Source organism: Paenibacillus diazotrophicus (genome assembly GCF_042610465.1).
In genome coordinates this window covers 2,138,836-2,164,711 of sequence record NZ_JBGJZN010000001.1, presented here as the reverse complement: position 1 = coordinate 2,164,711, position 25,876 = coordinate 2,138,836, and the positions used below count along the sequence as shown (strand labels likewise).

Annotated in this window: 23 protein-coding genes; 18 read left to right on the top strand and 5 right to left on the bottom strand. The window is 49.4% G+C overall.

Annotated elements, in window-relative coordinates; all coding sequences use genetic code 11:
- Positions 1-83 precede the first annotated feature (83 nt).
- The 7 genes from ACAN54_RS09890 (at position 84) to ACAN54_RS09860 (ending at position 7,650) form a co-directional block, all read left to right on the top strand.
- Entirely contained in the window at positions 84-548 is a 465-nt protein-coding gene (locus tag ACAN54_RS09890) for a hypothetical protein (RefSeq protein ID WP_379153524.1), read from the top strand.
- Between the two features lie 144 nt (positions 549-692).
- Entirely contained in the window at positions 693-1,727 is a 1,035-nt protein-coding gene (locus tag ACAN54_RS09885; RefSeq protein WP_379153522.1) for an HD-GYP domain-containing protein, read from the top strand.
- A gap of 144 nt (positions 1,728-1,871) precedes the next feature.
- Entirely contained in the window at positions 1,872-2,609 is a 738-nt protein-coding gene (locus tag ACAN54_RS09880; RefSeq protein ID WP_379153520.1) for a GTP pyrophosphokinase, read from the top strand.
- Between the two features lie 55 nt (positions 2,610-2,664).
- Complete coding sequence (locus tag ACAN54_RS09875) at positions 2,665-4,290, top strand: glycoside hydrolase family 9 protein (protein WP_379153518.1); 1,626 nt, start codon at positions 2,665-2,667, stop codon at positions 4,288-4,290.
- A gap of 47 nt (positions 4,291-4,337) precedes the next feature.
- Entirely contained in the window at positions 4,338-4,883 is a 546-nt protein-coding gene (locus ACAN54_RS09870; protein WP_379153516.1) for a YfiT family bacillithiol transferase, read from the top strand.
- 243 nt (positions 4,884-5,126) lie between these two features.
- Positions 5,127-6,719 carry a sensor domain-containing diguanylate cyclase gene (locus ACAN54_RS09865; protein WP_379153514.1) on the top strand — a complete coding sequence of 531 codons (1,593 nt, stop codon included), beginning with the start codon at positions 5,127-5,129 and terminating at the stop codon, positions 6,717-6,719.
- 163 nt (positions 6,720-6,882) lie between these two features.
- Positions 6,883-7,650, top strand: a complete 768-nt coding sequence (locus tag ACAN54_RS09860) for a cupin domain-containing protein (RefSeq protein WP_379153512.1) — start codon at positions 6,883-6,885, stop codon at positions 7,648-7,650.
- A 122-nt stretch (positions 7,651-7,772) separates the two neighbouring features.
- Here ACAN54_RS09860 and ACAN54_RS09855 read toward each other — a convergent pair whose 3' ends face one another.
- The gene (locus tag ACAN54_RS09855) at positions 7,773-8,765 is read right to left on the bottom strand and encodes an acrylyl-CoA reductase family protein (protein ID WP_379153510.1); all 993 of its coding nucleotides are present in this window, start codon (positions 8,763-8,765) and stop codon (positions 7,773-7,775) included.
- A gap of 120 nt (positions 8,766-8,885) precedes the next feature.
- Between ACAN54_RS09855 and ACAN54_RS09850 the strand changes: the two genes are divergently transcribed.
- The 4 genes from ACAN54_RS09850 (at position 8,886) to ACAN54_RS09835 (ending at position 12,160) form a co-directional block, all read left to right on the top strand.
- Positions 8,886-9,515, top strand: a complete 630-nt coding sequence (locus ACAN54_RS09850) for a TetR/AcrR family transcriptional regulator (protein WP_379153508.1) — start codon at positions 8,886-8,888, stop codon at positions 9,513-9,515.
- Positions 9,516-9,621: 106 nt separating this feature from the next.
- A complete protein-coding gene (locus ACAN54_RS09845) occupies positions 9,622-11,031 on the top strand; it encodes an NAD-dependent malic enzyme (RefSeq protein WP_379153506.1) in 1,410 nt (469 codons plus the stop codon).
- Between the two features lie 105 nt (positions 11,032-11,136).
- Positions 11,137-11,673: an AAA family ATPase gene (locus tag ACAN54_RS09840; RefSeq protein ID WP_379153504.1), complete on the top strand. Its 537-nt coding sequence runs from the start codon at positions 11,137-11,139 to the stop codon at positions 11,671-11,673.
- Between the two features lie 43 nt (positions 11,674-11,716).
- The gene (locus ACAN54_RS09835) at positions 11,717-12,160 is read left to right on the top strand and encodes a GNAT family N-acetyltransferase (RefSeq protein ID WP_379153502.1); all 444 of its coding nucleotides are present in this window, start codon (positions 11,717-11,719) and stop codon (positions 12,158-12,160) included.
- An 86-nt stretch (positions 12,161-12,246) separates the two neighbouring features.
- Here ACAN54_RS09835 and ACAN54_RS09830 read toward each other — a convergent pair whose 3' ends face one another.
- Genes ACAN54_RS09830 through ACAN54_RS09820 form a run of 3 tightly spaced genes read right to left on the bottom strand, consistent with a single transcriptional unit; the run spans position 12,247 to position 14,712 of the window.
- On the bottom strand, positions 12,247-13,038 hold the full coding sequence (locus tag ACAN54_RS09830) for an ABC transporter permease (RefSeq protein ID WP_379153500.1): 792 nt from the start codon (positions 13,036-13,038) through the stop codon (positions 12,247-12,249).
- 7 nt (positions 13,039-13,045) lie between these two features.
- Positions 13,046-13,876, bottom strand: a complete 831-nt coding sequence (locus ACAN54_RS09825; RefSeq protein WP_379153498.1) for an ABC transporter permease — start codon at positions 13,874-13,876, stop codon at positions 13,046-13,048.
- Positions 13,877-13,896: 20 nt separating this feature from the next.
- The gene (locus ACAN54_RS09820; RefSeq protein ID WP_379153496.1) at positions 13,897-14,712 is read right to left on the bottom strand and encodes an ABC transporter ATP-binding protein; all 816 of its coding nucleotides are present in this window, start codon (positions 14,710-14,712) and stop codon (positions 13,897-13,899) included.
- Between the two features lie 436 nt (positions 14,713-15,148).
- On the opposite strand from ACAN54_RS09820, the gene ACAN54_RS09815 reads away from it, so the two are divergent.
- The 6 genes from ACAN54_RS09815 (at position 15,149) to ACAN54_RS09790 (ending at position 22,405) form a co-directional block, all read left to right on the top strand.
- Positions 15,149-16,681: a response regulator gene (locus ACAN54_RS09815; protein ID WP_379153494.1), complete on the top strand. Its 1,533-nt coding sequence runs from the start codon at positions 15,149-15,151 to the stop codon at positions 16,679-16,681.
- Positions 16,682-16,687: 6 nt separating this feature from the next.
- Entirely contained in the window at positions 16,688-18,469 is a 1,782-nt protein-coding gene (locus ACAN54_RS09810) for a cache domain-containing sensor histidine kinase (protein WP_379153492.1), read from the top strand.
- A gap of 193 nt (positions 18,470-18,662) precedes the next feature.
- The gene (locus ACAN54_RS09805) at positions 18,663-19,973 is read left to right on the top strand and encodes an ABC transporter substrate-binding protein (RefSeq protein ID WP_379153490.1); all 1,311 of its coding nucleotides are present in this window, start codon (positions 18,663-18,665) and stop codon (positions 19,971-19,973) included.
- Between the two features lie 118 nt (positions 19,974-20,091).
- On the top strand, positions 20,092-20,976 hold the full coding sequence (locus tag ACAN54_RS09800) for a carbohydrate ABC transporter permease (RefSeq protein WP_379153488.1): 885 nt from the start codon (positions 20,092-20,094) through the stop codon (positions 20,974-20,976).
- Positions 20,976-21,800 (top strand): carbohydrate ABC transporter permease, encoded by an 825-nt coding sequence (locus tag ACAN54_RS09795; protein WP_379153486.1) that lies wholly within the window; start codon positions 20,976-20,978, stop codon positions 21,798-21,800. Before ACAN54_RS09800 ends, ACAN54_RS09795 begins: the two co-directional genes overlap by 1 nt.
- A gap of 113 nt (positions 21,801-21,913) precedes the next feature.
- Positions 21,914-22,405 carry a DinB family protein gene (locus ACAN54_RS09790; RefSeq protein ID WP_379153484.1) on the top strand — a complete coding sequence of 164 codons (492 nt, stop codon included), beginning with the start codon at positions 21,914-21,916 and terminating at the stop codon, positions 22,403-22,405.
- A 56-nt stretch (positions 22,406-22,461) separates the two neighbouring features.
- On the opposite strand, the gene ACAN54_RS09785 is transcribed toward ACAN54_RS09790, so the two are convergent.
- Positions 22,462-24,135 (bottom strand): ABC transporter substrate-binding protein, encoded by a 1,674-nt coding sequence (locus tag ACAN54_RS09785; RefSeq protein WP_379153482.1) that lies wholly within the window; start codon positions 24,133-24,135, stop codon positions 22,462-22,464.
- A 112-nt stretch (positions 24,136-24,247) separates the two neighbouring features.
- Here ACAN54_RS09785 and ACAN54_RS09780 point away from each other — a divergent pair, with 112 nt between their 5' ends.
- Positions 24,248-25,783: a DUF4153 domain-containing protein gene (locus tag ACAN54_RS09780; RefSeq protein ID WP_379153480.1), complete on the top strand. Its 1,536-nt coding sequence runs from the start codon at positions 24,248-24,250 to the stop codon at positions 25,781-25,783.
- Positions 25,784-25,876: the final 93 nt, after the last annotated feature.

The window sequence follows — 25,876 nt, the reverse complement described above, 5'->3', positions numbered from 1 at the left end:
CAAGTATTTTTATTTCGATTATAGCTACATAATCTGGTTAAGGATAGAGTTTCGTTATTCCGATTCATGAAAGGTGAGATAACATGCAGGACAAATTACCTGTATCCAGAATCAAGAATCCGCTGAACCTACGTCTGATTCTGGGGCTTGGGTTGATTTTTACAATGCAATTTTGGTTATGGAACACTGAGACGCGCAATGCGTTTCATCCCCATTCCACACTTCACCTTGTCATGGCTGTCTGGCTGGTAGTATGCGGGTTGATCCTTGTGCTGTCGATAGTGAAGGCCCTGCGGCCGGCGGCAGAAATCAAGTGGGGGAACGATTCGCTGCAAATCCGCGGTGAAACCATTTACCCACAGGGGATTCAGATGATCCAGATTGACGGACCCGACGTAGGCATCAAACCGGTTGGCAAAAAGATTGCTCCTATTCGACTTACCTTCCGTTTTATCGATGATCGTGAGCAGGCTATGAAAGAATTAACCCGCTGGGCGGAAGTGAACGGGGTCAAACTGGCCTATAAAAGATTCGTGAAATGGATGTAGCAGAGGCTAAAGTCGGGGATTCAAAATACCTATACAGGGTCAGGTTCCATGACTTTAACCATATTGTTACTTTGCCGGCTTTTGGGCTATGATCTAGTTAAGATTCAAGGAATTATTCCTATACATAAAAAGGGGTGCTGAGACTTGAAAGTTCATGTCACAGATCTTAAACACGGCGACTGTCTTCTGACAGACACTTTCAACAGTGTAGGCCTGCACGTTCTCCCTAAGAGAACCGTTATTCAGCGTGAAGAAGTCATCATCCTAATCCGGCACAAAATTGATTATGTGGATATTGAGCCGCGCCCTATTAGCACAGCCGAAAATGTAAGTGGGCTCGGTCATAATCTTAATGACAATTTCGATTTTGCAATCCAGAATTACGAATCTATTTTCCTGGAAGCTTTGGCTCATGGCTCTTTCACGCAATCCATGGTGGATGAGACACTACAGCCGCTGCTCCTGACGCTGGACGCGCAGAAAGATGTCGTTTCTTTGCTGTTATTGCTGGAGCGTGACGACATTGATACATATCATCATTCCCTGCAGGTTGGCCTGCTGTCGTACTATATCGCTGCTTGGCTCGGCCACTCCAAAGAGGAGCGTTATGAGATTAGCCGTGCGGGTTACCTGCATGATATCGGCAAAAGCCAGGTACCATTATCGATATTGAACAAAGTCGGAATTCTGACTCCTGCCGAGGAGGAAGAGCTGAGACGTCATACCACCTATGGATATGATATTATCCGTGGCTCCAAGATGGATGAGAAGACTGCACTCGTAGCACTTCAGCACCATGAATTAGAGGACGGATCAGGGTATCCGAATCAGATTCTTAAGAATGAGATTCATCCTTACACTGAAATCGTCACAGTGGCGAATATTTATATGGGGCTGACTACCTCCAGGCTGAATCAGCCAAAGCAAGGGCTCGTATCCGTACTCCGCAAGGTGCATGAGATGGGCTTCGGCAAGCTGAACGGAACGGTAGTGCAGGCGCTGACGGGACATCTTCTGCCAGGATTTGTCGGCAAAAGTGTTCAGCTGTCCAACGGGGAAATCGGTATAATTGTGATGAACAATCCGCAGGACATGTTCAAACCGCTCGTCAAAGTGGACGATGTCTTCAAGGATTTGTCGCGCGAGCGCAGCTTGTCGGTTGAAGAAATAATTTTATAGTCTCAGAAATCATGAGCCATGACTGAAGGTTATCCCAGCCGTTTCGCAGCGGAAGTTCGGGATAACCTTTTTGGTTGCCAGGAATTTGAAATCAGCTGGTAGATTGGCTATGATGAATGAAAGATTAAGATAGGAGACTTAAGCATGAACACCCAGGATCAGATCGAGAAATTTAAACAGATTAAATATGAATTGACCCGTTTTATGATGATTTACAAATTTGCGCTGGAGGAAATTGAGACCAAAATTGATATCCTGAAACAGGAATTTCAGATGCTCCATGACTATAGTCCGATTGAACATACCAAATCACGGATTAAATCCCCAGAGAGCATTATGAACAAAATGATACGCAAAAATAGCGAGCTGTCGCTCGATGCGATCAAAGCCAGCATTAAAGATATCGCCGGACTGCGGATAACCTGCTCTTTTATCTCCGATATTTATCAGGTCAGTGCCATGCTGCAGAAGCAGGATGATCTGAAGGTACTGGGTGTGAAAGATTATATCAAGAATCCCAAGCCTAATGGGTATCAAAGCCTGCATTTGCTGGTGGAGGTTCCGGTGTTTTTGTCAGACTGCCAGGAGCATGTATGTGTAGAGGTACAGATTCGTACGATTGCTATGGATTTCTGGGCCAGCCTGGAGCATAAGATTTTCTATAAATACAGCCAAGCAGTGCCAGAGCATTTGACACGTGAATTGAAGAATGCAGCCGATAAAGCGTATGAGCTGGATCTGCAGATGGAGCGTCTCCACCGTGAAATTAAGGAAATCAAGGAGGCGCAAGGCGACGATTCCGATGAAGAGCTGCACCGGATCATGATCAATAACCAGCAGTTTAATTTGCCGGCCAATTTCATTAAGCTGCTAGGTGAATAATAGAGGGAATGAATATCTTTCTGAAAAATCACTTAAATAGAGGAGAGAAGAACACTTGAGCACGCATGATCATCGCCATATTTTTGTGAATCAAATCGGTTATGCCACAGAAGGAGCCAAAGTCGCTATATTCAGCGGGGAAGGACATGAATTCCGGGTGATCAATGAAGACACGGGATTCGTAGTGTATACCGGAAATTCCGGTCCCGCGGTCCAGGATAAACCCAGCGGTGCCATCGTTCGTACGGCGGACTTCTCCGGGCTTAACACGCCAGGAAGGTACCATCTTGAAGGAGACAGTGGTCATATCTCTGCTTCCTTTGTCATTGCGGATAAACCGTATGGAGAACTGCAGCAGGGACTTTTGAAAGCCTTTTATTATTTCCGCTGCGGTGTCGAGCTGACCGAAGAATTTGCCGGTCCATGGGCCCACGGAGCGTGCCACACGACAGAAGGCATCGTACATGGACAACCGGAGCTGCGGCTGGATAGCTGCGGCGGCTGGCATGATGCCGGAGATTACGGCAAATATTCTGGTCCTGGAGCGAAGGCTATAGCCGATTTGCTGCTTGCCTATGAGCTGTATCCGACTGCATTTACGGCTTCGATTCCGCTCCCGGAGAGTGATGGCAAGACACCGGATGTGCTGTTGGAATGCAAGGTAGAGCTGGATTGGCTGTTTAAAATGCAGGAATCGAGTACAGGCGGAGTATATCACAAGCTGACTACTTTGAACTTTCCTGATCTTGATGTGATGCCCGAGGAGGATACGGCTGCTCTATATTTTTCACCAGTCTCGGCTACTGCTACAGGAGACTTTGCCGGTGTGATGGCGATGGCGGCAAGGGTCTATGAGCCTTACGATCAAGGCTATGCAAGTAAGTGCCTCGCAGCGGCTCAGGCTGCATGGGGCTGGCTGGAACAGCATCCGGAGATGCCCGGGTTCACCAATCCGCCGGAGATTACCACCGGAGAATACGGAGACGGAATGGACCGTGACGAGCGTTTCTGGGCAGCGGCTGAGCTGTACCGGACAACAGGTGATGAGGTCTATCACCAGGCGGTTCAGGCACTGGCTGAGCTTTCTTTTCCGAAATACAGTCTGGGCTGGGCAGATATGGGCGGTTATGGAACATTGGCATATCTATTAACCGGAGAATCTGCAACTGAGAAGGGCTTATATACTTCACTTAAGCAGGGGCTGTTGGCTGAAGCTGACCGTCTGGTGCGGCAGAGCCGGGAGGATGGCTACGGCATTTCCTTACTGGAAGAGGATTATATATGGGGCAGCAATATGCTGGTTATGAATAACGCAATGCTTCTGCTGGCGGCTGAGCATTTTAGCGGGGAGACTGTCTATAGCGACTGTGCGCTGGATCATCTGCATTATCTGATGGGCCGCAATGTGCTGGACATCAGCTATGTGACAGGGTTCGGCGACCGTCCGGTTATGCATCCTCATCACCGCCCATCGGTTGGTGACGGTGTAGCTGATCCGGTTCCCGGCATGGTATCCGGTGGACCGGACCGCGGGCTGCATGATGAATATGTTGTTCAGCATCTGCAAGGCAAGCCAGCCGCACAGTGCTTCGCTGATCATGATCTCAGCTATTCCACGAATGAGGTTACAATCTACTGGAACTCCCCGGCTGTGTTTGTGACGGCGCGGTTTAATATGTAGGGAATAAGATGGGCGTGGCATTGCACGCAGAAAGGGGCGGGAGCCCAGTGAACTCTAATCTACCCGATATCGAACAATTACGTTATCCCATTGGTCCTTTTGTTAGCCCGGGACAGCCGACGGCGTCAGAGCGCAAACAATCCATTGACGAAATCCGTAACATAGCGCAAGTGTTAAGAGCAACCGTACTGCCACTTACGCTCGAGCAGTTGCATACGCCCTACCGCCCAGGAGGCTGGAATGTGAAGCAGGTGGTTCACCATCTTGCCGACAACAATATGAATGCTTACCTGCGCTTTAAGCGGGGACTCACCGAAGAAGCGCCGGAGATTCCTACCTACCGGGAGGAGCTTTGGGCTGAGTTAAGTGATTATTATGAGGAGCCGATTGAAACCTCACTTGCACTGCTTGAGAATCTGAACCGGAGATTCGCTGGCCTGCTGGATTCTCTGGAAGAGGAACAATTTCAAAGAACTTTTAGAAGCCTTATGCTGGGTACGTTGACTTTAGATACAGCAATTCAGCGATACAACTGGCATAACCGCCATCATTTGGCCCATATTACTTCATTGATTGAACGAAGCGGCTGGTAACTCTAGAGAACAGAAAGAGCAAGCGGATACGGGAGCAGTTCCCGCCGCTTGCTCTTTTCGGATGTTTGCACAGCCTGGCGGCCGGTTTGCCATTGAGGCTCCCCCTTAGCCGTCCCCCAATTGTGCCCGCAGTGCAATGTTTTGGAAATATTAACGGTCTAGACTCTGTTTGCCGATCGTATATAATGAATACCAAATGGACCTGCCGGCAATGGCTGCCCAGTAACATAAGGAGGCTGAGGAATGTCTAGACTGGGAGAAGCAGGACACACACACAAGAAACTCAGTCTGACCCTATTGTTGATTGGTCTGGTCACATTGGTGGTTGTTCTGACTTCAACGATCCTGCTTACCGCTTCTTTTCAATCGAAAAAAAATTCTCTAATCGAAACGACCCTGAATTTAAATCTTACCAACGCTGAACGCATGAGCAAGACAGTGGATTCACTATTCCGGTCCATGCGCAGCAGTATGGAGTACAATGCGGACACACTTTCCCGAATCCAGGGGGAGCAGCCTGAACAAGTGGACGATTACCTTGAATGGATGCGGAAGAGCAGCACCTATTTCAATTCAATTCTCTTGGTTGGCGCAGATGGGATCATCCGCAATACTTCACCGGCAACCCTTGAAATGGCAGGTAAACCGGTTGTTTCCCCTTGGGCTCTGGAAGCGCTTCGGCTTAGAACTCCATATCTCTCGGAGCCGTATACCTCTGCTTCAACCGGAAGAATGATTGTTTTTATGAGTGAACCCATGGTTGACTCGGAAGGACATTATCTTGGTCAATTGGGCGGGACTATTTATCTGCAGGATAACAATATACTGAGTATGATATATGGTAACGATAATGAAGTTGACCATACAGGCTCCTATTATTATATTGTCAGCGCGGACGGTCATCTGATCTTTCATCCGGATAAGAGAAGGCTCAACGAGGATATCAGCAGCAATGAGATTGTACAGGAATTAATGCAAGGACACAGCGGGCAAAGGCAAGCAACCAATGTAAAAGGTATCCCTATGCTGGCTGGTTATTCGAACGTTCCGGCCAATGGCTGGGGAGTGGTTGTTGTATCTCCTGTTAGTTACATTCAGGATGAGCTATGGAGCCAATTCCGCAAAACCCTTGCCTATACTTTGATCCCTTTTGTGATTCTCCTGATGCTGGTGCTTGTATTGGCGCATCAATTAGCCAGGCCCTTTGTCATGCTAGCTGATCTGATGAACAAGGTGGGGAAGGAAAAGGCTGAGCTCCCTGTACTGAAGCCGCATTGGAACCGGGAGGCGGATCTTTTGACCAAAGCGGTGGCCATTGCCTGGAGAGATATTCAGGAACAGACCGATCAGCTCACCCAGGAAGCGATGACGGATAGTTTGACAGGACTTCCCAACCGCAGATCCCTTGAAAATACGATGAATCAGTGGATTGCCGCGCAATTTTCTTTCTCTGTGATTGTACTGGATGTCGACAAATTCAAATTTGTGAATGACACTTATGGCCATCTGGCAGGGGATGAGGTTCTGAAGCAGGTTGCGGGTATACTGAAAGCGAGCATTCGTCCAGGGGATGTCTGTTGCCGCTTGGGCGGCGAAGAATTCGTCGTACTTCTCCCGCGAACCAAGGCTGGCGATGCCTATTTAGTTGCGGAACGAATCCGTAAAACGCTCGAAATCTGTGATGTTCCGCTGGCGATGAAGGTAACCTCCTCACAGGGGATTGCCCATTATCCGAGCGACGGGAGCTCACTGGAGGAACTGCTGAAGCAGGCGGACTATGCGATGTATTCAGCTAAGAAACAGGGCAGGAACCGGACGATTATCGCAGGTGAATAAATGTGAAAGCATCTTCCACAAGGAAGGTGCTTTTTTTTGAGCTGGAAAGGATATCCCCTATGCTATGAATCGACCGCTTATTCTTAAGTGTTCCGTCTCTGCGGGCTTCAGATGGAGAAAATCATTCACCTGGGCCTGGGCGGGTACATATGCTATTCCAAGAATGCTAAAAACCGGATTTGCGGAAGGGAAGGATACCCAGGTGACTTCATACATGGATTACAAATCACCGAATACACAATTCAGCTATGATGTGAACTGCAACACAACGTTCAAGAAGGATGACTGTAATTATATCAATACGCTGTCGATTAAAGAGCTTAACACGCTGGAGAATACCTCTCTCCTTGATATTTTCCTCAGTAAGTCTAACGTAGTGGAACCCCATTACCACCAGAATGCGGCTGAGCTGGTCTACTGTATTACTGGTGAAGCCGTCGTCTCCCTGATCAATCCATTTACCAATGAGCTGCTGCATTTCCCCATTACACCGGGCCAGGTGGCGAATGTACCGCAAGGGTGGTGGCATTATGAGGTGGCTACAACCGATTGCACGCATTTGCTGGCAATATTCAATGCCCCTATTCCGGAAGTCATACTGGGCTCCGATCTGCTGACGCTTACGCCACCCAAAGTGCTTGCCCATACGTATTGTATGAATGAAGCTGAACTCAAGGAAGCGCTGGCACCGGTGAAACCGGGAACCTTTATTGGACCGCCTGCGGGTTGCTGTGAACCTGGCAAGACAGAGGGAGCGAATGCTGCACACGCGAAAAATATGGCTCCATACATGTATCCTCAAGCTCCGCAATTGCTTCAGCCCTTTGGCTACCAGCCTACACCTGCACATGGATATTACGACCAGCCGTATGTTCAGGAGTACCGTCAGCAGCCTTATGTTCAACCTTATCCAGGTATGCAGAATGTTTGAATAGAAAGTACCAGCTGAACGCTTAGTGCTTGTGAACAGCATAACGCAAGGCCGGAGTACTAGACGGATTCAGACCAAACAAAAAGCCACCCGGGAAATACTCCCTGCGGTGGCTTCACTGTCTACGACAAACGGACCAATACGCGGCCTCTGGTGTTGGATTGTAGGATATCTTCCAGTGCAGCAGGCAGCTCGGCTAAGGTGACCTCACGGTCCACAAGCGCGTCCAGTCGTTCAGGCTTCAGATCGGACCCCATCCGATCCCAAATCTGAATGCGCTGCTCCAGCGGACAAGCGACCGAATCAATTCCAAGTAAGCTGACACCCCGCAAGATAAAAGGCAGAACTGTCGTCGGAACCGCAGTTCCTGCGGTTAGTCCACTGGCCGCAACAGAACCGCCGTAGGCGATTTTGCTGAGTACGGCTGCTAGTGGAGCACCACCGACGGCATCAACAGCTGCCTGCCACAACTGCTTGTCCAGCGGTTTACCTGAACCGGCGCTGACCTCCTCACGGGAGATGACTTCAGAAGCGCCCAGAGTCTGTAAATATTCAGCTGCATCTGTTTTGCCTGTACTTGCTGTAACCTGGTAGCCTTTCTTGGCCAGCATCGCAACAGCCGCTCCGCCAACACCTCCGGTTGCACCCGTGACCAGTACTTTACCCTTATCCGGTGCAGCACCGTGTGCTTCAATCGCGAGAATAGACATGGCGGCGGTATAGCCGGCAGTACCGTAGATCATTGCTTCCCGCAATGTAAGTCCCTCCGGCAAAGGCATAACCCATTCGGCCGGGATACGCGCATACTCGCTGAAGCCTCCGTAATGGGATACGCCGATACCGTACCCAGTGGCAATGACGGATTGCCCTTCCTGAAAGCGCGGGTCAGCGGAGGAGACAACTGTTCCCGACAAATCGACCCCAGGGATAAAAGGATAATTACGGACGATATTTCCGTTAGGGATACTCGCAAGTCCATCTTTATAGTTCACACTGGAATAAGCAACGCGGATCAGTACTTCTCCCGCTGGCAATTTCTCCAAAGTCAGCGGCTGTACCGCTACTGAAAACGTGTCTGTTTTGTCCACAACCAAAGCTTGAAAGGTTTCTGTCATGTAGGTCTCTCCTTAGACGAGCAGTAATGGGTAAGTCTGTTATATAATATTTATTCTGACCGGTCAACTTTTTAATCTCTATGATATAATGTACATTATTTCTGAATTGGTGGGGGTCCCATGGTACGTTATAAGAAGTCCGAAGAGAAACGCAAACAGATTCTGTCCGCAGCCTTTCAGGCGTTGTCCGAGCTGGGGTATGATTCTGTGACCTTGCAGACGATTGCCGATCATGCTGAAGTCAGCAAGGGGGTCGTGCATTATTATTTTGACAATAAGGATGCTGTGCTGGCAGAGCTGCTGGAATGGCTGACAAGTAAAATATCCGCTAAAGAGCTGGCAGCCGTGCAGGAGCAGCAAACAGCGACCGGCAAACTTCAGGCCTACATTGACTCCGCGTTTCCGGGACCTGCCAAGAACCGTTCCTTTTATCGGGTGTATCTCGATTTCCTGGCCCGGGCGAGCCGGACTCCCGTCTACCGGGAGATTAACCAGCGTTTCTATGATAACTGTGCGCGGATAAGTACGGAGGTGCTGGTGCTGGGGCAGGCGGAAGGGATCTTTGCCAAGGAGCTGTCCCCGAAGACAACGGCCCCCGTCATCCGTGCAATCATCGACGGCTGTCTGATCCAGTGGCTGATGACCGACAACGATGAGCTTCATGCCGTGTTCAAAGAATCCTGTTATGCGGCGGTTATGAAAGTGCTTAGCTCTGGGAAAAGAACAGATAGCAAGCTGTTGAAGGGCTGAGAGCCTATGTGGGCAAATGGAGCTGGAATAAAAAGATACAATTATGTATAAAGTGTGAACTGTAGTATATTGGACATAGATTGCTCAGATCAAGGAGGCTGACTCTATGTCGATAGCAACAACGATGATCATCCGGCTGGAAATCCGCAAGTCGGTTGCGACCTTTGGGGATGTGGCTTCGAGGCTGGCTGCGGTTGGTGGCGATATTGTGGCCATTGACGTGATTCGCGCAGGCAAGGATGTAACCACACGGGATATTACGGTAAATGTGCAGGATGCCGCAAATGACGAGGTTATCACGGTACTGGCAGACATGCCGGGGATTAAGGTCATTAATGTATCGGACCGTACCTTTCTGGCTCACATTGGCGGCAAAATCGAGATCACACCGAAGATGCCGATCAAGAACCGTGAGGATCTGTCACTGGTCTACACACCTGGTGTGGCGCGTGTCTGTATGGCGATTGCCGAGGACCCGGGGAGAGCCTATTCACTAACGATGAAAAGAAATACAGTAGCTGTCGTCACCGACGGCACTGCGGTACTGGGTCTCGGCGATATCGGGCCGGAAGCGGCGATGCCTGTGATGGAAGGTAAAGCCATGTTGTTTAAACAGCTTGCAGATATCGATGCTTTTCCGCTATGTCTGAACACCAAAGACCCGGAGCAGATCATCCAAATTGTGAAAGCGGTTGCTGCCGGGTTTGGGGGCATTAACCTGGAGGATATCAGCTCTCCCCGCTGCTTTGAGATTGAACGGAGGTTGTCTGCGGAACTGGATATTCCGGTATTTCATGACGATCAGCATGGGACGGCGGTTGTAGCTTTGGCTGGTCTTTTGAATGCGCTTAAAGTCGTTGGGAAAAGAGTAGAGGATTGCCGGATTGTCGTTGTGGGCATCGGGGCAGCGGGTGTTTCGATCTGCCGGCTGCTGCTGGCGGCGGGTGCACAGAAGATATATGCCGTTGACCGGGCAGGCATTCTGCACAGGGGGCAGAGCTATGACAATGCGGAGTGGAGCTGGCTTGCCGGGGCAACCAATCCTGAGGGGCTGACTGGAGGACTGACGGAGGCTATTGCTGAGGCGGATGTGTTTATTGGCGTCTCTAGCGGTGGCATCCTGAAAGTAGAGCATGTTCAGAGTATGGCGGAGGATAATATCGTGTTTGCTATGGCTAACCCTACCCCTGAGATTGAGCCGGAGCTGGCTGAGCCTTACGCAAGGGTAGTGGCTACCGGAAGAAGCGATTATCCCAATCAGATCAATAATGTGCTTTGTTTTCCCGGGATTTTCCGCGGGGCGCTGGACTGCAGGGCCAAAACAGTCAATCTGGAGATGAAGCTGGCTGCAGCACAGGCGATAGCTTCTGTGGTTCATCCGGATGAGCTGAATGAGCAATATATCATCCCGAGTATTTTTAACGAGAAAGTGGTTGAAGAGATACGTGATGCGGTGATTCGGGCCGCCATTGCAACGGGTATGGCGCGGAGGATTCCACCGGATATCTCGGAGTGAGGCCGGACATTTGTAGCAGAAAAAGGTACAGTGAGATGTATCGCTGTATCTTTTTTGTCCCAAAATATACAATGGGCTGTAATCCGTTCATGAACAGGAGGGCATATGTACAGCAGAATTCATATCATGGGAGCTTCAGGTTCTGGAACCAGCACGCTGGGCCGGACTTTGACTAAGCATCTGCCGCATGTTCATTTGGACAGCGACGATTATTTCTGGGAGCATAAATATACCAGACAGACGGAGATTAATGAAAGGCTGGTTGAGATCCAGCGCGATCTCGATCAGCAGGAGCCTTGGATATTGTCCGGTGCGGTCTGTGGTTGGGGTGACGGGCTGCGCCCGCGTTTTGATCTGGTTATATTTCTTTGGATTCCCCAGGAAGTTCGGCTAGAACGCCTGCGAGCCAGGGAAGTTGAGCGCTATGGTGCGGAGAGTCTGCCTGGAGGAAGCATGTTCCAAGAGGTACAAGCCTTTATGGAGTGGGCGTCTTTGTACGATACAGCAGGGCCGGAAGTTAGGAGCAGAGTGCTTCATGAAGACTGGATGTCACAGCTGCAATGTCCCGTGCTGAGATTGGAAGGGGATATGACGGTCGAAGAGCGTGTGGAGGCTGTGCTTAAGGAATATCGTGTTGTATGAAGAGGAATAGTCTTATCAATCATTAGAAAGCGGGTGCCTGTATATGATCACTATTAAAGAAATTGAATTCGAATCATTGGACGCACTGAACAAACTTTACCATGAGCTGATCGACCGTCCTACAGATCCGCAAAAGCTGGAAGCTGCATTTCGGTCGATCAAGGCCGATAACCGGTACATATTATTAGGTGCTTATGTAGACGGGGAGCTGCTGGGTTCAATGATGGGCATCGTGTGCCAGGATCTCATTGGCGATTGCCGTCCGTTCATGGTGATTGAGAATGTGGTTGTTTCTTCCCGGGCACGGCGTCAAGGCCTTGGTAAGAAGCTTATGACTGCCATGGAGACCATCGCACATGAAAAAGACTGCTACTACATCATCTTCGTATCCGGCGAGAAGCGGAAGGAAGCGCATGTCTTTTATGAAGCCATGGGTTATCGGGAGGAAAAGGTAGAAGGGTACCGCAAGCATCTTAGCTCGCATTAGTAGACTACTTGCGGTTTGTTCACCAGTTTATTTGCTATGAACCTGCGGTGGGCGATTATGGCTTCCAACAGTACACTTCCGAAATATCAGCTGCCCGTGCTCTTATAATGCCGTACCCCAAAGCGCCAGACCAGAAGAGAGAAGCCCAGAAACCCTGCACCGGCAGGGAGGGCCAAGTAGCCCAACCACTGCGGATAGTTCCAGCCGCATACCGTGGCTGCAGGGTAGAAGCTGATAAATAACATGGGCAGTACAAAGCTGAACATGTTTTTTAGTGCTCTCGGCATGTAGGGCTCAGGACAGCGTGTGATTTGATAGCTGGCATTGGTCAGGATATAGATCCAGTCCAGCCCTTTGATGGTAAAGAACGCGAGCCCTGAAGTAAGGACGAACACCCCGCAGTACATAATGCACCCCCCTGCCAGTGCCATAATCAGAATGCCGATCTTCCCCAAGGTAAGTGAAACACCAAGCTCGGAGAGTGCCCAGCCTGCCGCGCATATTCCCGTAACAGGACGGACCAGACGGTGCAGATGGAATCTGGATGCAGCGACTTGAACGAACAGGGAGCGGGGACGGAGCAGAAGTCTGTCAAAGTCACCGGAGCGTAGCATCTGCCAGGGAAAATAATCAAAGCCGCGGCACAGGCTCTCCGCAAGTCCAAAGGAAGCTACCGCTAGTGAATAGACCAGTATAATATGGGCGACCGTCCATTCCCCGATGTTGCCGAAGCGTGAGAAGAGGAGCACGGTGGAGATAGGGTCCGAAATGACCACAACAAACACCTGGATCAGCATTAGCCACCAGCCTTTGTATTCCATTCCCGACAACAAGTGCATCCGCAAATATTTGAAATAGATTTTGCCTTCAACAATCATCCTTCTGTTAACCTCCCTGCACGATAATACTTTTTAGTTTGCGGGTCATGATCGATCGTCCGGCGAGTATAAAGAGGACACTCCAAAAAAACTGTAAACCGATTGCAGGCAGGGCACTTGGTGGCGAGAGACTGCCGACATACAGCTGGACTGGTATATCCGCGAATCCCCCAAAGGGCTGGAGATACAGAAAAGTCTGCATAAAGTCAGGCCAGAGACGGAGCGGAAGATAGGTGCCCGACAATATCCCGCTGAACAGTAATAACATATAGGTTGGCCCGTCACCCCAGGTGATATTTAATCGGATGGAGGTGACTAACATGGCAAAAGCGGAGCACAACAGAAAGGCCATCACCACTGACAGAAGAAAACAGACAAAACCAAGAGGGGAAGCAGGAGCCCCCAGCGCATAGCTGACAGGCATCAGCAGACCGGCCAGGATGGTGGCGAGGCTGCGGAGCCAGGAGGTTCCAAGCTTGCCTGCCGAGCTTTTGACGAACCAGTGCGTATACAGATTCATCGGACGGCATAACTCCACACCGACATCACCGTTGTTGATTTTGGCCATAATCTCACCGTCAATGTTCATTGATTGCAGCACAAACAGGCCTTGGGCCAGCCATACGTAGGAGATGGTCTGTGATAGAGAAAGGCCGTTATTATTCCAGGCACCGTTGTCGCTGTATGTATAAAATACGGTGAACAGTACGCACTCCAGGAAGGCCCAGAAGACACTGACAAACACACCTGATATTGCGGAAGCCCGGTATTGCAGCCCTTCAGCCATACGAATGCGGAAGAGGGAGACGCAGGCCTTACAGGTATTCCGGAAATTCATCATACACCTCCTAAAAGTTTTTATACCAGCGACAGGTCATTATACATCGCAGCGATCATGGCATCCGTATTTACCTTCATGATCACTTCTGGAGCATATTTTTCCTGCAGGCCACCCAGTAGTCCGTCGTACAGCAGTTGTCCATGCCCAATGACCATCACCCGTTCGCAGAGTGCTTCAATGTCATCCATGTCGTGCGTGGTCAGCACCATGGTCACCCCGTACTTACGGTTTTCCTCCTTCAAAAAGTTCCGGAGTGCAAGCTTGGATACCGCATCGAGCCCGATAGTAGGCTCATCCAGGAAGAGGATTCTCGGCCGGTGCAGCAGTGCTGCCACCAACTCGCAACGCATCCGTTGTCCAAGCGAAAGCTGTCTGACGGGTGTTTTTACAAGCGCTTCCACACCAAGGGTTGCCGTTAATTCAGCAAGTCTTGTCTTGTAGTCTCCAGGAGGAATGGCGTAGATATCCTTAAGCACATCAAAAGAGTCGGCTACCGGCACATCCCACCACAGCTGGGAGCGCTGCCCGAACACGACGCCGATTCTGGACACATGCTCTACGCGGTTCTTCCAGGGAACCTTGCCCATAATGGTGCATTCACCGCTGTCCGGTGTAAGGATGCCGCTCATCACCTTGACTGTGGTGGATTTGCCGGCACCGTTAGGCCCGATATACCCGACCAGCTCCCCTTCATTAATCTCAAAGCTGATTCCCCCGAGAGCTTCCACTTGGGTCACATTGCGCATAAAGGCCCCCTTCAGCAGACCCCATTTTCCTTCGGGACGTTTGTACACCTTGAATGATTTTCGGATATCTTTGACTTCAATTTGCATCCAGCGCACCTCCTTCGTGCAGAAGATCATAACATTACCGATAGGCTGAGATAAAATGGAATTAGGACGTTTGTTGATCCAGTCTAAGTTCTCCGGAAGGGGAGACTATGGATTCTCTTCATTTTCCATAAAAATGCTTGCTATCTTGACATTTCCATGCTATATTAATTTTATAGTTAACGCAGGAAAAATGGGTTTTATTTTACATATGTATCTCAAATAGGAATGTTGATACCGGTGATGAATTCACCGGTTTTTTTGTGTTCTCATAACGGTTGCGTAATCCCCTGCCGTTACTGCTTTTTGTTGCTGAAACCCCGATGTCTTAGCTTACCAAGGAAAAATTATCCTTTGACCATATCCGTGATAGCGCTCTATAATCCCTTCATATGTGGCAGGCTATTCATTATCATAACGAAAGAAGGCGGGGATTCACTTGAATGAGCTATGCAGGGTACTGATTGTAGACGATGAAATTCTGGTCCGCCAGGGGATCAAATATGTGCTGGATTGGGAGCGGGAAGGCTTTCAGATTGTAGGTGAAGCCTCCAACGGGCAGGAAGCGCTAAATACCCTCCTCACCTTGAAGCCGCATATTCTGATCACTGATATTGTGATGCCCGTCATGGATGGGGAGGAATTAACGCGGATTGTGAAGCGGGATTACCCGGACATGGAGGTTATCGTGCTGAGCAGCTTCAGTGAATTCGAGTATGTGCGCTCCACATTCCAGCACGGGGTAGCTGATTATATCCTGAAGCCGAGGCTGGAAGCAGGAGCACTGCTGCAGGTTCTCCAGAAGACCAGGGAACGGATTCCCGGACTTGGGGCTGCCGAGGCGGCAAAAGATCAACGTCGTTCCCCGGAATCCCTGCTAAGCAGATTAATCTCCGGTTATGAGCTAAATGCAGAAGACGCAGTCTTTTTAGAGCAATATTTTCCGAATGGACAATTCAGATTCTTGGGAGAGTCTTCACAAGAGCACATTCCTTACACAGCGATTAGCGAAGCTCTGGAACGGAGGGTTCCGGGCTTGGTTACTGTTTCGATATCCGGAGTACAGCCCGATTCTGTACTTCTTCTGATCAATCTGGAAGCTTCGATGTGGGAGGATACCATTCAGGTACTCCAAGAGCTTGCCTTGAAGCAGGCCGGACATGAACCAGCATTTCGCATAAGTCTGAGCATGGCCTTTGGCGCGGTGAATGAGGCGGCGGCTGTGTATCAGGACAGTTATTTGAAACTCAAACAATACAGGTTTTATTTTCCGGAACTAATGGTGCTGATTCCTGATGAATTGCCTCCACTCCCTGAAGAACTTCCAAAGTTCAATCTGAGCCAGTTCACCGAGCAGCTCAAGCGGCTGCAGCTGGAGGAGGGTTTTGCGGATCTTCGCCAGCATGTGGCTGAGCTCTGCTCGTATTATGAGAATGATGTCTTTCAGTTCAAATCCTTTCTGGGAAATATCATCTTCAATGTGACCAATCAGTTCAGTCACTTGAAGGTGCTGGAGGAGGAGAAATATGATCTTTTCCGCTCGATTGATGAGGCTCCTTACGCGGATGCGGCTGCCGGGATTCTGGATGGTTTTTTGGACCGGGTCATGGAGCTGGCTTCCTCGGCTGCACCCGCTTCCGGCAGTCACGCCAATATGAAGAAGCTGCTGGAATTTATTGAGGAGCATTATGCAGAGCCGCTGAGTCTGACGGAACTCGCCCGCCATTTCCATTTCAACCCCTCGTATTTATCGAGTCTGTTCACGGCGCATAACCAGGAAGGGTTCAAGGAACATCTCAACACGGTCCGCACGGATAAAGCGGCAGAGCTGCTGCGTGCGGGGGAGGCCCCTATTTCCGAGATCAGCAGTATGGTCGGCTATGGGGATCACAGCTATTTTTGCAAAGTATTCAAGAAATACACCGGATTATCCCCAAGCGGCTATAGACGTCAATTTTATGGGCAGGAGTAAATAGATATGCGAAGGTACTGGGAGCGTTATAAATTTCACAGTTTGTTTATCAAAATCTTTATTGTTATGGTCATCAGCATCATCGCCGTAGCGATTTCGGCATCCTGGACGACAGTCCGCATGTCGGAGAAGCTGTTCATGGAGACTTTCAGTATTACGAATTCGAAGGTGCTGAACCAGATTAAGGCTAACTTTGAAACCTTCCATTATTCCATCGTCACGGCTACCAATAATGCACAGCTGAGCGGAACGATTAAGAGCTTTTTGACGGATGAAGACTCTACCTCTGTGCGTGAGCTGCGAACCTTCTACAACATGACAACCCAGATGAAAAAAATCCAGTCGACGCTGGACACCTACCAGGTCGGGATCAAAATCATGGGGGAAAACGGACGCAGCTATTCCACCAATACCAATAATTTGCTGATGACCGATGCAGAGCTGCGGGAGCATGAACTGACGCGAAACACACTGGCTGAACCCAAAAGACTGATGTACCAGTTCTACCAGGAGTCCAGACCAGGTTCGAATCAGAAAGACGGGGTAATCGTTGGCAGCAAAGCGCTCATGGAGCGGACGACAAGCGATATTTACGGAACCTTGTATTTTACGATTCATGAAAAGGACTTCCGGCCCTTTTACGCCAGCTTTGTCAGCACTGGGAACGATGTGGCGATACTGAACAGGGACGGAGTCATTGTCTCCAGTAACCGCAGTGACCTCATGGGGCAGAAGGCTGAAGATTTGCTGGGATACGCCAAGGATATTGAAGCCCAGAAGCTTGAATATATGAATGTCGATTTCCGGGGGACAGACTCGATTCTGATTGCAGATTATTTGTCTTCCTACGATTTTTATATCGTCAATTTGATTGATAAACAAACCGCCCTCGGCCAGATGGTTGATAAGAAGGCGGTCGTCTTGATCTGCTCGTCTATCGTGATCGTGGCACTGATCATTGTTTTTTTGATCTCCCGGAAACTTACCAGATCCTTAACGCTGCTCACCCGGCAGATGTCCAAAATCACACACCGGAATTTCCATAATTATATTACCGTAACCGGAAGCTTTGAATTTCAGGAGCTTGGGCATACTTACAACTACATGCTTGATGAGTTGAATGATTATGTGGCCCGATTAGTTCAGACACAAAAAGATCAGCGTCAAGCAGAGCTCGCCGCCTTACAGCATCAGATCAATCCGCATTTTCTCTACAATACGCTGGCTTCTGTTAATTTCCTGGTGCAGCAGGGCAGCAAAGACAAGGCGGTGCATACGATTCATGCTCTGATATCGATGCTGCAAAATGCGCTGAGCAATGTTAGTGAGAGTATCACCATAACCCAGGAACTGGAGAATCTGAAGTCGTATGTCTTTATTAACCATGTGCGGTACGGCGAACGGATCCGGGTCAATTTCTTTATCTCACCGGACTGCATGGAGTTTCATGTGCCGAAGCTGATTATTCAGCCGTTTATTGAGAATGCTTTTTTTCATGCTTTTACGAAGAAAAGCGAAGGCTACATCCATGTGCTAATTTCTCAGGATGCCGGCTCGCTGGTCTGTGAAATCATCGACAATGGAGACGGTATGGAGATCGATGAGCAGGATCTTCCTTTATCCGAGCCAGAGGGCAAACGCCAGCAGTTCACCGGAATTGGAATCAGGAATGTGCATGACCGCCTTGTATTGCTGTATGGCGAAGAATACGGGATTACGATCAAGAGCCGTCCGGGTGAAGGCACTGCTGTCAAAATTCGTCTTCCGCTATTGCGTGGACAAAATTAATACCAATATCCAAAAAAAGAACAAAGGAAGCAATAGGTAACGCTTACAAACAGGCGATAGAATGACCAATCCACACAAAGTAAGTTCTAACGGAACCTGCAAGACGGATGATAAGATTATCTATGTAATCGGGAAGCGCTTACAGAAAGGCGCATTCACTCACTCAAGCACACAAAAAAAGGGAGGATAACAAATGAAAAAGAGCTTTGCCTTACTACTGATTTGTATGCTGCTGTTAACTGCCTGCGGTTCCAATTCCAAGAACAACGCGGCGAACACTGGAAAAGAGGGGAATGCCGGAGGCAAGACCGCACAGGCCAAAGAAATTACAATCTGGGCGTGGGACCCTGCCTTTAACATTGCCGCTCTGGAAGCAGCAAAAGCTGAATATGCCAAAACCAACCCGGATGTAAAAATCAATATTGTCGAATATGCCCAAAGCGATATTATTCAAAAGCTGAACACCGGCCTGAACTCTGGGACAACCAAGGGATTGCCGAATATAGTACTGATTGAGGATTACCGGTCCCAGAGCTTCCTTCAAGCTTATAAGGATTCCTTCTTCGATCTCAGCAGCTATATTAAAGGTTCTGACTTTGCAGATTACAAAAGCGGTCCGACCAGCCTTGACGGCAAGCAATACGGGATTCCGTTTGACTCCGGGGTAACCGGTCTATATTTCAGAACCGATTATCTGGAACAGGCCGGCTACAAGCTGTCAGATCTGCAGGATATAGACTGGAAGAAATACATTGAAATCGGTAAAGCTGTGAAAGCGAAAACCGGAAAGTCTCTGATTACGCTAGATCCGAACGACCTTGGCTTGATTCGTGTGATGATTCAGTCTGCCGGCTCCTGGTACCTGAAAGAAGACGGAAAAACACCGAACATTGCCGGCAATGCACCTTTGAAGGAAGCATTTGAAACCTACAAAGAGCTTACTGAAGCCAATGTAGCCAATGTACATGCGGACTGGAGCCAATTCGTGGCGGCCCTGAACAGCGGTGCAGTAGCATCCGTGCCAACCGGTAACTGGATTACACCATCGATTACTGCTGAGGCTTCCCAATCCGGCAAATGGGGTATTGCTCCGCTTCCGAAGCTGACGAACAATAAATCGGTTCATGCCTCCAACCTTGGCGGCAGCTCGTGGTACGTGATGAATGTCGACGGCAAAGAAACTGCTGCAGACTTCATGGCTAAGACCTTTGGCTCTAATGCAGATCTGTATCAAAAGCTGCTTAAAGACATTGGTGTAATTGGTACCCTCAAAGCAGCATCGAGTGGAGAGGCTTACAGCCAGGCCAATGAATTCTTTGGCGGACAAAAGGTTGTCTCTGATTTTGCTTCATGGACAGAGCAGATTCCAAGCGTGAATTATGGCGTCAACACCTATGCTATTGAGGATATTCTGATCGTGGAAATGCAAAACTACATGAACGGCAAGGATATCGACAAGGTACTGAGTGATGCCCAGGCCCAGGCCGAATCACAGATTAAATAGCTAAAACGGTTCAAACCATTAACCCTTGGGCGTATCTTGCTGCTCCTAACGTTCAGGAGAAGAAAGTGCGTCCGGGGGTTTTTAATGACACTTATACTTTCAAGGAGGCTGGGCCTTAGTGAAACATGCAAACCTAAGCATTCGCAGAAAAAGCGCGCTCACCGGATGGTCCTTTGTCCTGCTGGCCGTTATCCTAATCTTTGTATTCTACTTTTATCCGATGCTGCAGGCTTTGATATTATCGTTCCAGACAGGGACAGGAACCAACCTTACCTTTACAGGGTTTGATAATTATACAAGATTGCTGTCAGACAAAACGTTTATTACTTCGGTCAAAAACACCTTTATCTTCCTGCTGGTTCAGGTTCCCTTGATGATCGTTCTGGCACTGTTTATCTCGGTGCTGCTGAACGACAGTAAGCTGAAATTCAAAGGTTTTTTCCGGACAGCGATCTTTCTGCCCTGTGTAACTTCGCTCGTTGCGTACTCGGTAGTGTTCAAATATTTGTTTGCCGGCGACGGCCTTGTCAATACTTTCCTGATGAATCTTCATCTGATTAACACGCCCATTCAGTGGATATCCGATCCGTTCTGGGCCAAGATCACAATTATTATCGCGATTACCTGGCGGTGGACCGGTTACAATATGATCTTCTATCTGTCTGCTCTGCAGAATATCGACAGTTCAATCTATGAGGCAGCCAGAATTGATGGGGCTTCCGCAACGCGGCAGTTTTTCGGCATTACCGTACCGCTGCTGAAGCCGATCATCCTGTTTACCTCTATTACATCCACTATCGGAACCTTGCAGCTGTTCGACGAGGTTATGAATATTACGAAGGGCGGTCCCGGTAACGCTACACAGACGATCTCCCAATATATTTATAATCTATCCTTCAAATATGCAGCAGACTTCGGTTATGCGGCTACCGTATCCTATTCCATTGTGATTATGATTGCAGTGTTGTCGTTCATCCAGTTCAAAGTGGCAGGTGATAAATAATGGCTAAAAGTAAACGGTTTTTCACATACCTGCTTCTCAGTATTGCTGCCGCCATTTCGATCTTCCCATTTCTGTGGATGGTGGTAAGCTCTACAAACCGGTCTGTTGATGTTACCCGCGGGCGGTTGTTGCCAGGCTCTTATCTACTGGAGAACTTCCGTAATCTGCTGGAAACTACAGATCTGCAGCAGTCACTCATCAACTCGGCGAAAATCTCGATCACGACAACGATTCTGGCACTCCTGATCGCCTCGCTCGCCGGTTATGGCTTTGAGGTGTTCCGCAGCCGTGCAAAGGACATCGTATTCAACATCCTGCTACTGTCGATGATGATTCCGTTTGCCGCCTTGATGGTTCCGCTGTACCGGATGTTCGGACAGATCTCCAATGTCTTCCCTTGGATGGGGATCGACACGATGACGGCGGTGATATTGCCTACGGTGACCACGGCATTTCTGATCTTCTTCTTCCGGCAGAGCACGAAGATGTTTCCTAAGGAGCTGCTGGAGGCGGGACGTATGGACGGACTCAGCGAGCTGGGGATCTTCCTGCGGATTTATCTGCCGACGATGAAAACCACTTATGCCGCCGGTGCCATCATTACCTTCATGTCGAGCTGGAATAACTACCTCTGGCCGCTGATTGTCCTGCAGACTCCTGAGACGAAGACCATGCCGCTTCTGATCTCCACGCTAGGCTCAGGCTATGCTCCAGACTTTGGGATGATTATGATTGCAATTGTGATCGGTACGATTCCGACGGCATTGGTATTCTTCCTGATGCAGAAGCAATTTGTAGCCGGCATGGTTGGATCGGTGAAATAATTATAAGTATTTTTTACCTTCCGAGTCCCTCCTCTGATGTGATAAACTGGAAACAATTGTGATCTATTTAACAATAGTTTGCTGTTCTTATATCTATGAATTGGAGGGATTTCATGCAGACATTTTTCCGCTATAACTGGATGGTTCGGGAGGAATGGTACAAGTGGTGTGAAGACCTGACGGCGGAGGAACTGCTCAAACCGCGGGTTGGCGGGGTTGGCAGCATTCTGAAGACATTATTTCATATAGCCGATGTGGAGTGGAGCTGGACCATGGGAATGTTGGGCAAACCTGATTTCCAGGAGGATTTCGCCGAGTTCAGCAGTCTGGAAAAGGTGAGAGAGCTTGATGCACGCTTCCGGCTGGAGGTGGAGCCTTTTGTACTGAGCTGGAATGAGGGGATGGAGCGGAATGTCTTCACGGAACAGCAGCCAGACGGATCGATGTCAACAGATGCCTGGGGCGAGATCATGCGCCATATGATTGCCCACGAAATTCATCATATCGGTCAGCTCTCCGTGTGGGCCAGAGAAGTCGGTAAGAAACCGCCTTCCGCCAATCTAATCGGGAAGGGACTTATGGACAGCCTTCCTGGTAAGGCATAAAGTTCTAATTCAATACACGAACGAACAGCTCCGGTGGGTCTTCTGCCGGAGCTGTTTTATATGCCGCGCGGAAACCACAGATGACGCAGGTCTACCCAGCCCTGACTGTTGAAGGTAACACCTCGCACAGACGGAAGATATGCCGTCTGAACTGGCTTTTCGTAAAGGATGTGCAGCTGATGATCCCTTGTCAGTTTGTCTTCGATCCGCTTGAAGCTCCCCGCTCTTGCGGCTGGATCAGGCTCTCTTGAGATGAGGTTAAGCAAACCTTCAATATCTGCCCGTGTGCCGGGATCCAGATGTTGTGATAACGTTACATACAGATCGTACAGCCGGAGTTGCTCGTCCTGATCCCGTAGCAGAGAGAAGACAATGAGGTCGGCCTGCAGGCGCACAGGACCTTTGAATTCCTCTGGCGACACCGACAAGAGGCTGCAGGTATAACCGTACTGTGACAGCAGGGAGGCAATGTGGCTAGCGTCCCCAAGATATTGCGGAATGGTGGCAATCTGCAAAGCTTCTGTCTGCCTTGCTTGAATATCGCTGGCCGGAGACGCTGCAGTTCCATCCAGGCAGGACAGGATGTCCGCGCGGAGCTGGGGATCGCTTAACGGTCCGTTTTTCTTGGTATTGCAGGTGACAAACTTGCGCACACAGGATTCAGAATGAATCTGGCTCCAGGAGGAGGAGTCTGCTGCCGAAGGATTGTGGATAATATGAAAGGCCGATACAGTATCAGGAGGTACCTGCTCATTGCTGAACGGTACATGAAGAATTTCCACACGGTCCAGATGAGCCCGGCCCTGAAAGTAATAAGGGAATACCTCCAGCACGCAGAGATCCTCATTCATCTCCACCAGCTTGAAGGGTCCGGTGCCGGCAGGTCTCCGGCCAAAGGCACTCGCCGTTGCTGATTCTGGTTCACGAGGAACAACCGCTGCCCGGCTGGTACAGAGGAACGGCAGAAACAGCTCATTCGGATTTCGAAGTATCATGCGTACCGTAGCAGCATTCAGTGCTTCGACCCTGCTGATTTCCTTGAAGATAGAACTGTAAAGCGTCCGCTGTGAGGACTGCAACAGCCGCTGTAGCGTATAGACCACATCCTCGGCAGACAGCACTTTTCCATGGTGGAACAGAACATCCTTACGCAGATGAAATGTCCATTCTGTGCGGCTGTCATCCACATCCCAGGCATGGGCCAGACCTGGAACAATGCCCCGATCCCCGCTTCTTCCTACCAACCCGTCAAAGATATGGCTGGAGACGAAGGACTCGGCCAGCAGATTCATATACAGCGGGTCGAGGGTCTGAAGTTTCTGGGTAACCGGAAGTCGCAGCGTATCGATCTGTTTATTGCTGCGGATTTCTGAATGATGGCCAAAATAGGCCAGCAGCCAGCCCTGCAGTGTATCCTGAAGTGAGGAGGAACTTGCATGTCCTCGTATCCCTTCTATTGCGCTCCCCATGTCTTTGCTGCTGATTGCCTGCTTCATGGACTCCAGCGCAATATCCTCTGCTTCCACAAGAAAAGCCAGCTTTGAGCGTTTTCCCCGGCCGCGGCTGGGAGTCCAGGCGATCCAGTGTTGCCCGACCATTTTATTGACAATATGAAGGGCATTGCGGTGAGTGCAGTTAAAGGTTGCGGCCAGCTCATCCAGAGTAACGGAAATTTCCGCCGGTCCTCCATGCTGAGAGTGGAGCTTCAGAAATTGGCTGTGCAGCTTCATGAATTGTGGTCTCCTTCTAAAATAGGAAATAATCCGTATATTCTTTCTCTTTTTCTTCTTATTTTATCAGTTAAAATCAGGGTGAGAAAGCAAAAAGATGGGGGTATTTACAATGAATGATCTATCCGTATCGAATCCGGGACGGGCTCTCCAGGCTTTGGGAGCGGCTTTTCTGCTGGCGTCTCTGAACCAGTATCTGTTTTACGGGGCCATACCGGGAGTTTCCTATCCGATTTTTGTGTGTTTATTTTATATGTTTGTACTCTATTTTGCCAAAGAGAAGATGCGTCCGCCTTCAGTGGTTAGCTATGTCTGGGTGGGAGCAATCCTGCTTCTCTCCTTGACCTATGCACTGTTTGCGAACTGGTTATTCTTCGGACTGAACCTGCTGGTCATTCCGGCGCTGATCATATTACATATGACCTACATGCTTAGCTATAAACAGCCCTCTTGGAGCGGGATCGGGATTATAGGAGCTGCTGCAGAGCATTTTTTTGCCCAAAGTCTGCGGCACTGGGGAACTGCGCCAAGAATTATCCGCAGAATCTTCGGCGGGGAGAAAATACAGGATGAACGCAAGCAGGTGCTGATCAAAGTGCTGATTGGATTGGGAATTTCTTTGCCGCTGCTGCTCATTGTAACCTCACTTCTCTCCTCGGCAGACGGGGTATTCCATGAGCTGCTGTCAAAGTTCCCGCAGATGCTGGAACGGATTTCTTTTGGCGAAGGGTTTGCACGTCTGTTATGGATCATTCTGCTGGGTCTGGGCATGTTCGGTCTCCTTTGGGGTTATGTCGATCACAAGGTATATGTATGGAATCCTAAGCCGGAGCTGAATATGGAAAATATAAAAACCCCCGATTCTGCTCTCCAGCTGATGCCTGAGCCTTTATCACTGAAAGTGGATCCGGTAATTCTTACTACCATTCTCACGGTCATCAATACGGTATATGTACTGTTTGTCAGTATACAATTTTCCTACCTTTTCGGTGCCTGGGATGGCATTTTGCCGGAGGGAAGCACATATGCCGATTACGCGCGGAACGGTTTTTTTGAGCTGATCCTGGTGACTTCGATCAACTTCATTCTGCTCCTGCTGTCCTTGCATTCGGATAGACCTGAGCGAAGCGTAATGCGTACAACCATTCATATTCTGCTCTACGTCCTCGTACTCTGTTCTGTAATCATGCTGTATTCTGCCTATTCTCGGCTGATGCTGTATGAAGAAGCTTATGGCTATACGTATATCCGGTTTCTGGTGCATGCGTTTATGATCTTCCTCGGGCTGCTCTTAGTGCTGGCGGCGGTGCGGATCAGCCGGGTGCAGTTCCCGCTCGCACAGTGCTGTCTTGCGCTAGGCCTGCTCTCTTACGTGCTGGTGAACTATCTCGGCATGGATCATATTATTGCGAAGCAGAATATCCAGCGTTATCAGAAGAGCGGCGTGCTCGACACCAGCTATTTATCCCAGCTGTCACCGGACGTTATGCCGCTGCTGATCGACTTCAATAAGCAGGAGAACGGCAAACTGGATGCCATCCTCCGTGAAAAGTGGGAAAGTCAGCCGCAGGCCACGCACCGATGGACATCCTTTAATGTCGCGAAGGATCGTGCGGAGCGGGCTTTGGAGCATTATTTTGGAGAGTAGAATGATGCAGCCGCATACGGTGAACTCCTGTGTACAGAGAAGTTGGCTGCTTCCCCGGTGCTGTGTTACATTTAGTTCATTCGTGACAGGACG

Bases quoted from the DNA above. Each gene is read 5' to 3' on its own strand.
- ACAN54_RS09835 (WP_379153502.1), top strand. From the start codon at position 11,717: ATGATCACTATTAAAGAAATTGAATTCGAATCATTGGACGCACTGAAC.
- ACAN54_RS09780 (WP_379153480.1), top strand. From the start codon at position 24,248: ATGAATGATCTATCCGTATCGAATCCGGGACGGGCTCTCCAGGCTTTG.
- ACAN54_RS09850 (WP_379153508.1), top strand. From the start codon at position 8,886: ATGGTACGTTATAAGAAGTCCGAAGAGAAACGCAAACAGATTCTGTCC.
- ACAN54_RS09790 (WP_379153484.1), top strand. From the start codon at position 21,914: ATGCAGACATTTTTCCGCTATAACTGGATGGTTCGGGAGGAATGGTAC.
- ACAN54_RS09810 (WP_379153492.1), top strand. From the start codon at position 16,688: ATGCGAAGGTACTGGGAGCGTTATAAATTTCACAGTTTGTTTATCAAA.
- ACAN54_RS09785 (WP_379153482.1), bottom strand. From the start codon at position 24,135: ATGAAGCTGCACAGCCAATTTCTGAAGCTCCACTCTCAGCATGGAGGA.
- ACAN54_RS09820 (WP_379153496.1), bottom strand. From the start codon at position 14,712: ATGCAAATTGAAGTCAAAGATATCCGAAAATCATTCAAGGTGTACAAA.
- ACAN54_RS09825 (WP_379153498.1), bottom strand. From the start codon at position 13,876: ATGAATTTCCGGAATACCTGTAAGGCCTGCGTCTCCCTCTTCCGCATT.
- ACAN54_RS09830 (WP_379153500.1), bottom strand. From the start codon at position 13,038: ATGATTGTTGAAGGCAAAATCTATTTCAAATATTTGCGGATGCACTTG.
- ACAN54_RS09840 (WP_379153504.1), top strand. From the start codon at position 11,137: ATGTACAGCAGAATTCATATCATGGGAGCTTCAGGTTCTGGAACCAGC.
- ACAN54_RS09845 (WP_379153506.1), top strand. From the start codon at position 9,622: ATGTCGATAGCAACAACGATGATCATCCGGCTGGAAATCCGCAAGTCG.
- ACAN54_RS09795 (WP_379153486.1), top strand. From the start codon at position 20,976: ATGGCTAAAAGTAAACGGTTTTTCACATACCTGCTTCTCAGTATTGCT.
- ACAN54_RS09860 (WP_379153512.1), top strand. From the start codon at position 6,883: ATGCTAAAAACCGGATTTGCGGAAGGGAAGGATACCCAGGTGACTTCA.
- ACAN54_RS09890 (WP_379153524.1), top strand. From the start codon at position 84: ATGCAGGACAAATTACCTGTATCCAGAATCAAGAATCCGCTGAACCTA.
- ACAN54_RS09805 (WP_379153490.1), top strand. From the start codon at position 18,663: ATGAAAAAGAGCTTTGCCTTACTACTGATTTGTATGCTGCTGTTAACT.
- ACAN54_RS09865 (WP_379153514.1), top strand. From the start codon at position 5,127: ATGTCTAGACTGGGAGAAGCAGGACACACACACAAGAAACTCAGTCTG.
- ACAN54_RS09855 (WP_379153510.1), bottom strand. From the start codon at position 8,765: ATGACAGAAACCTTTCAAGCTTTGGTTGTGGACAAAACAGACACGTTT.
- ACAN54_RS09880 (WP_379153520.1), top strand. From the start codon at position 1,872: ATGAACACCCAGGATCAGATCGAGAAATTTAAACAGATTAAATATGAA.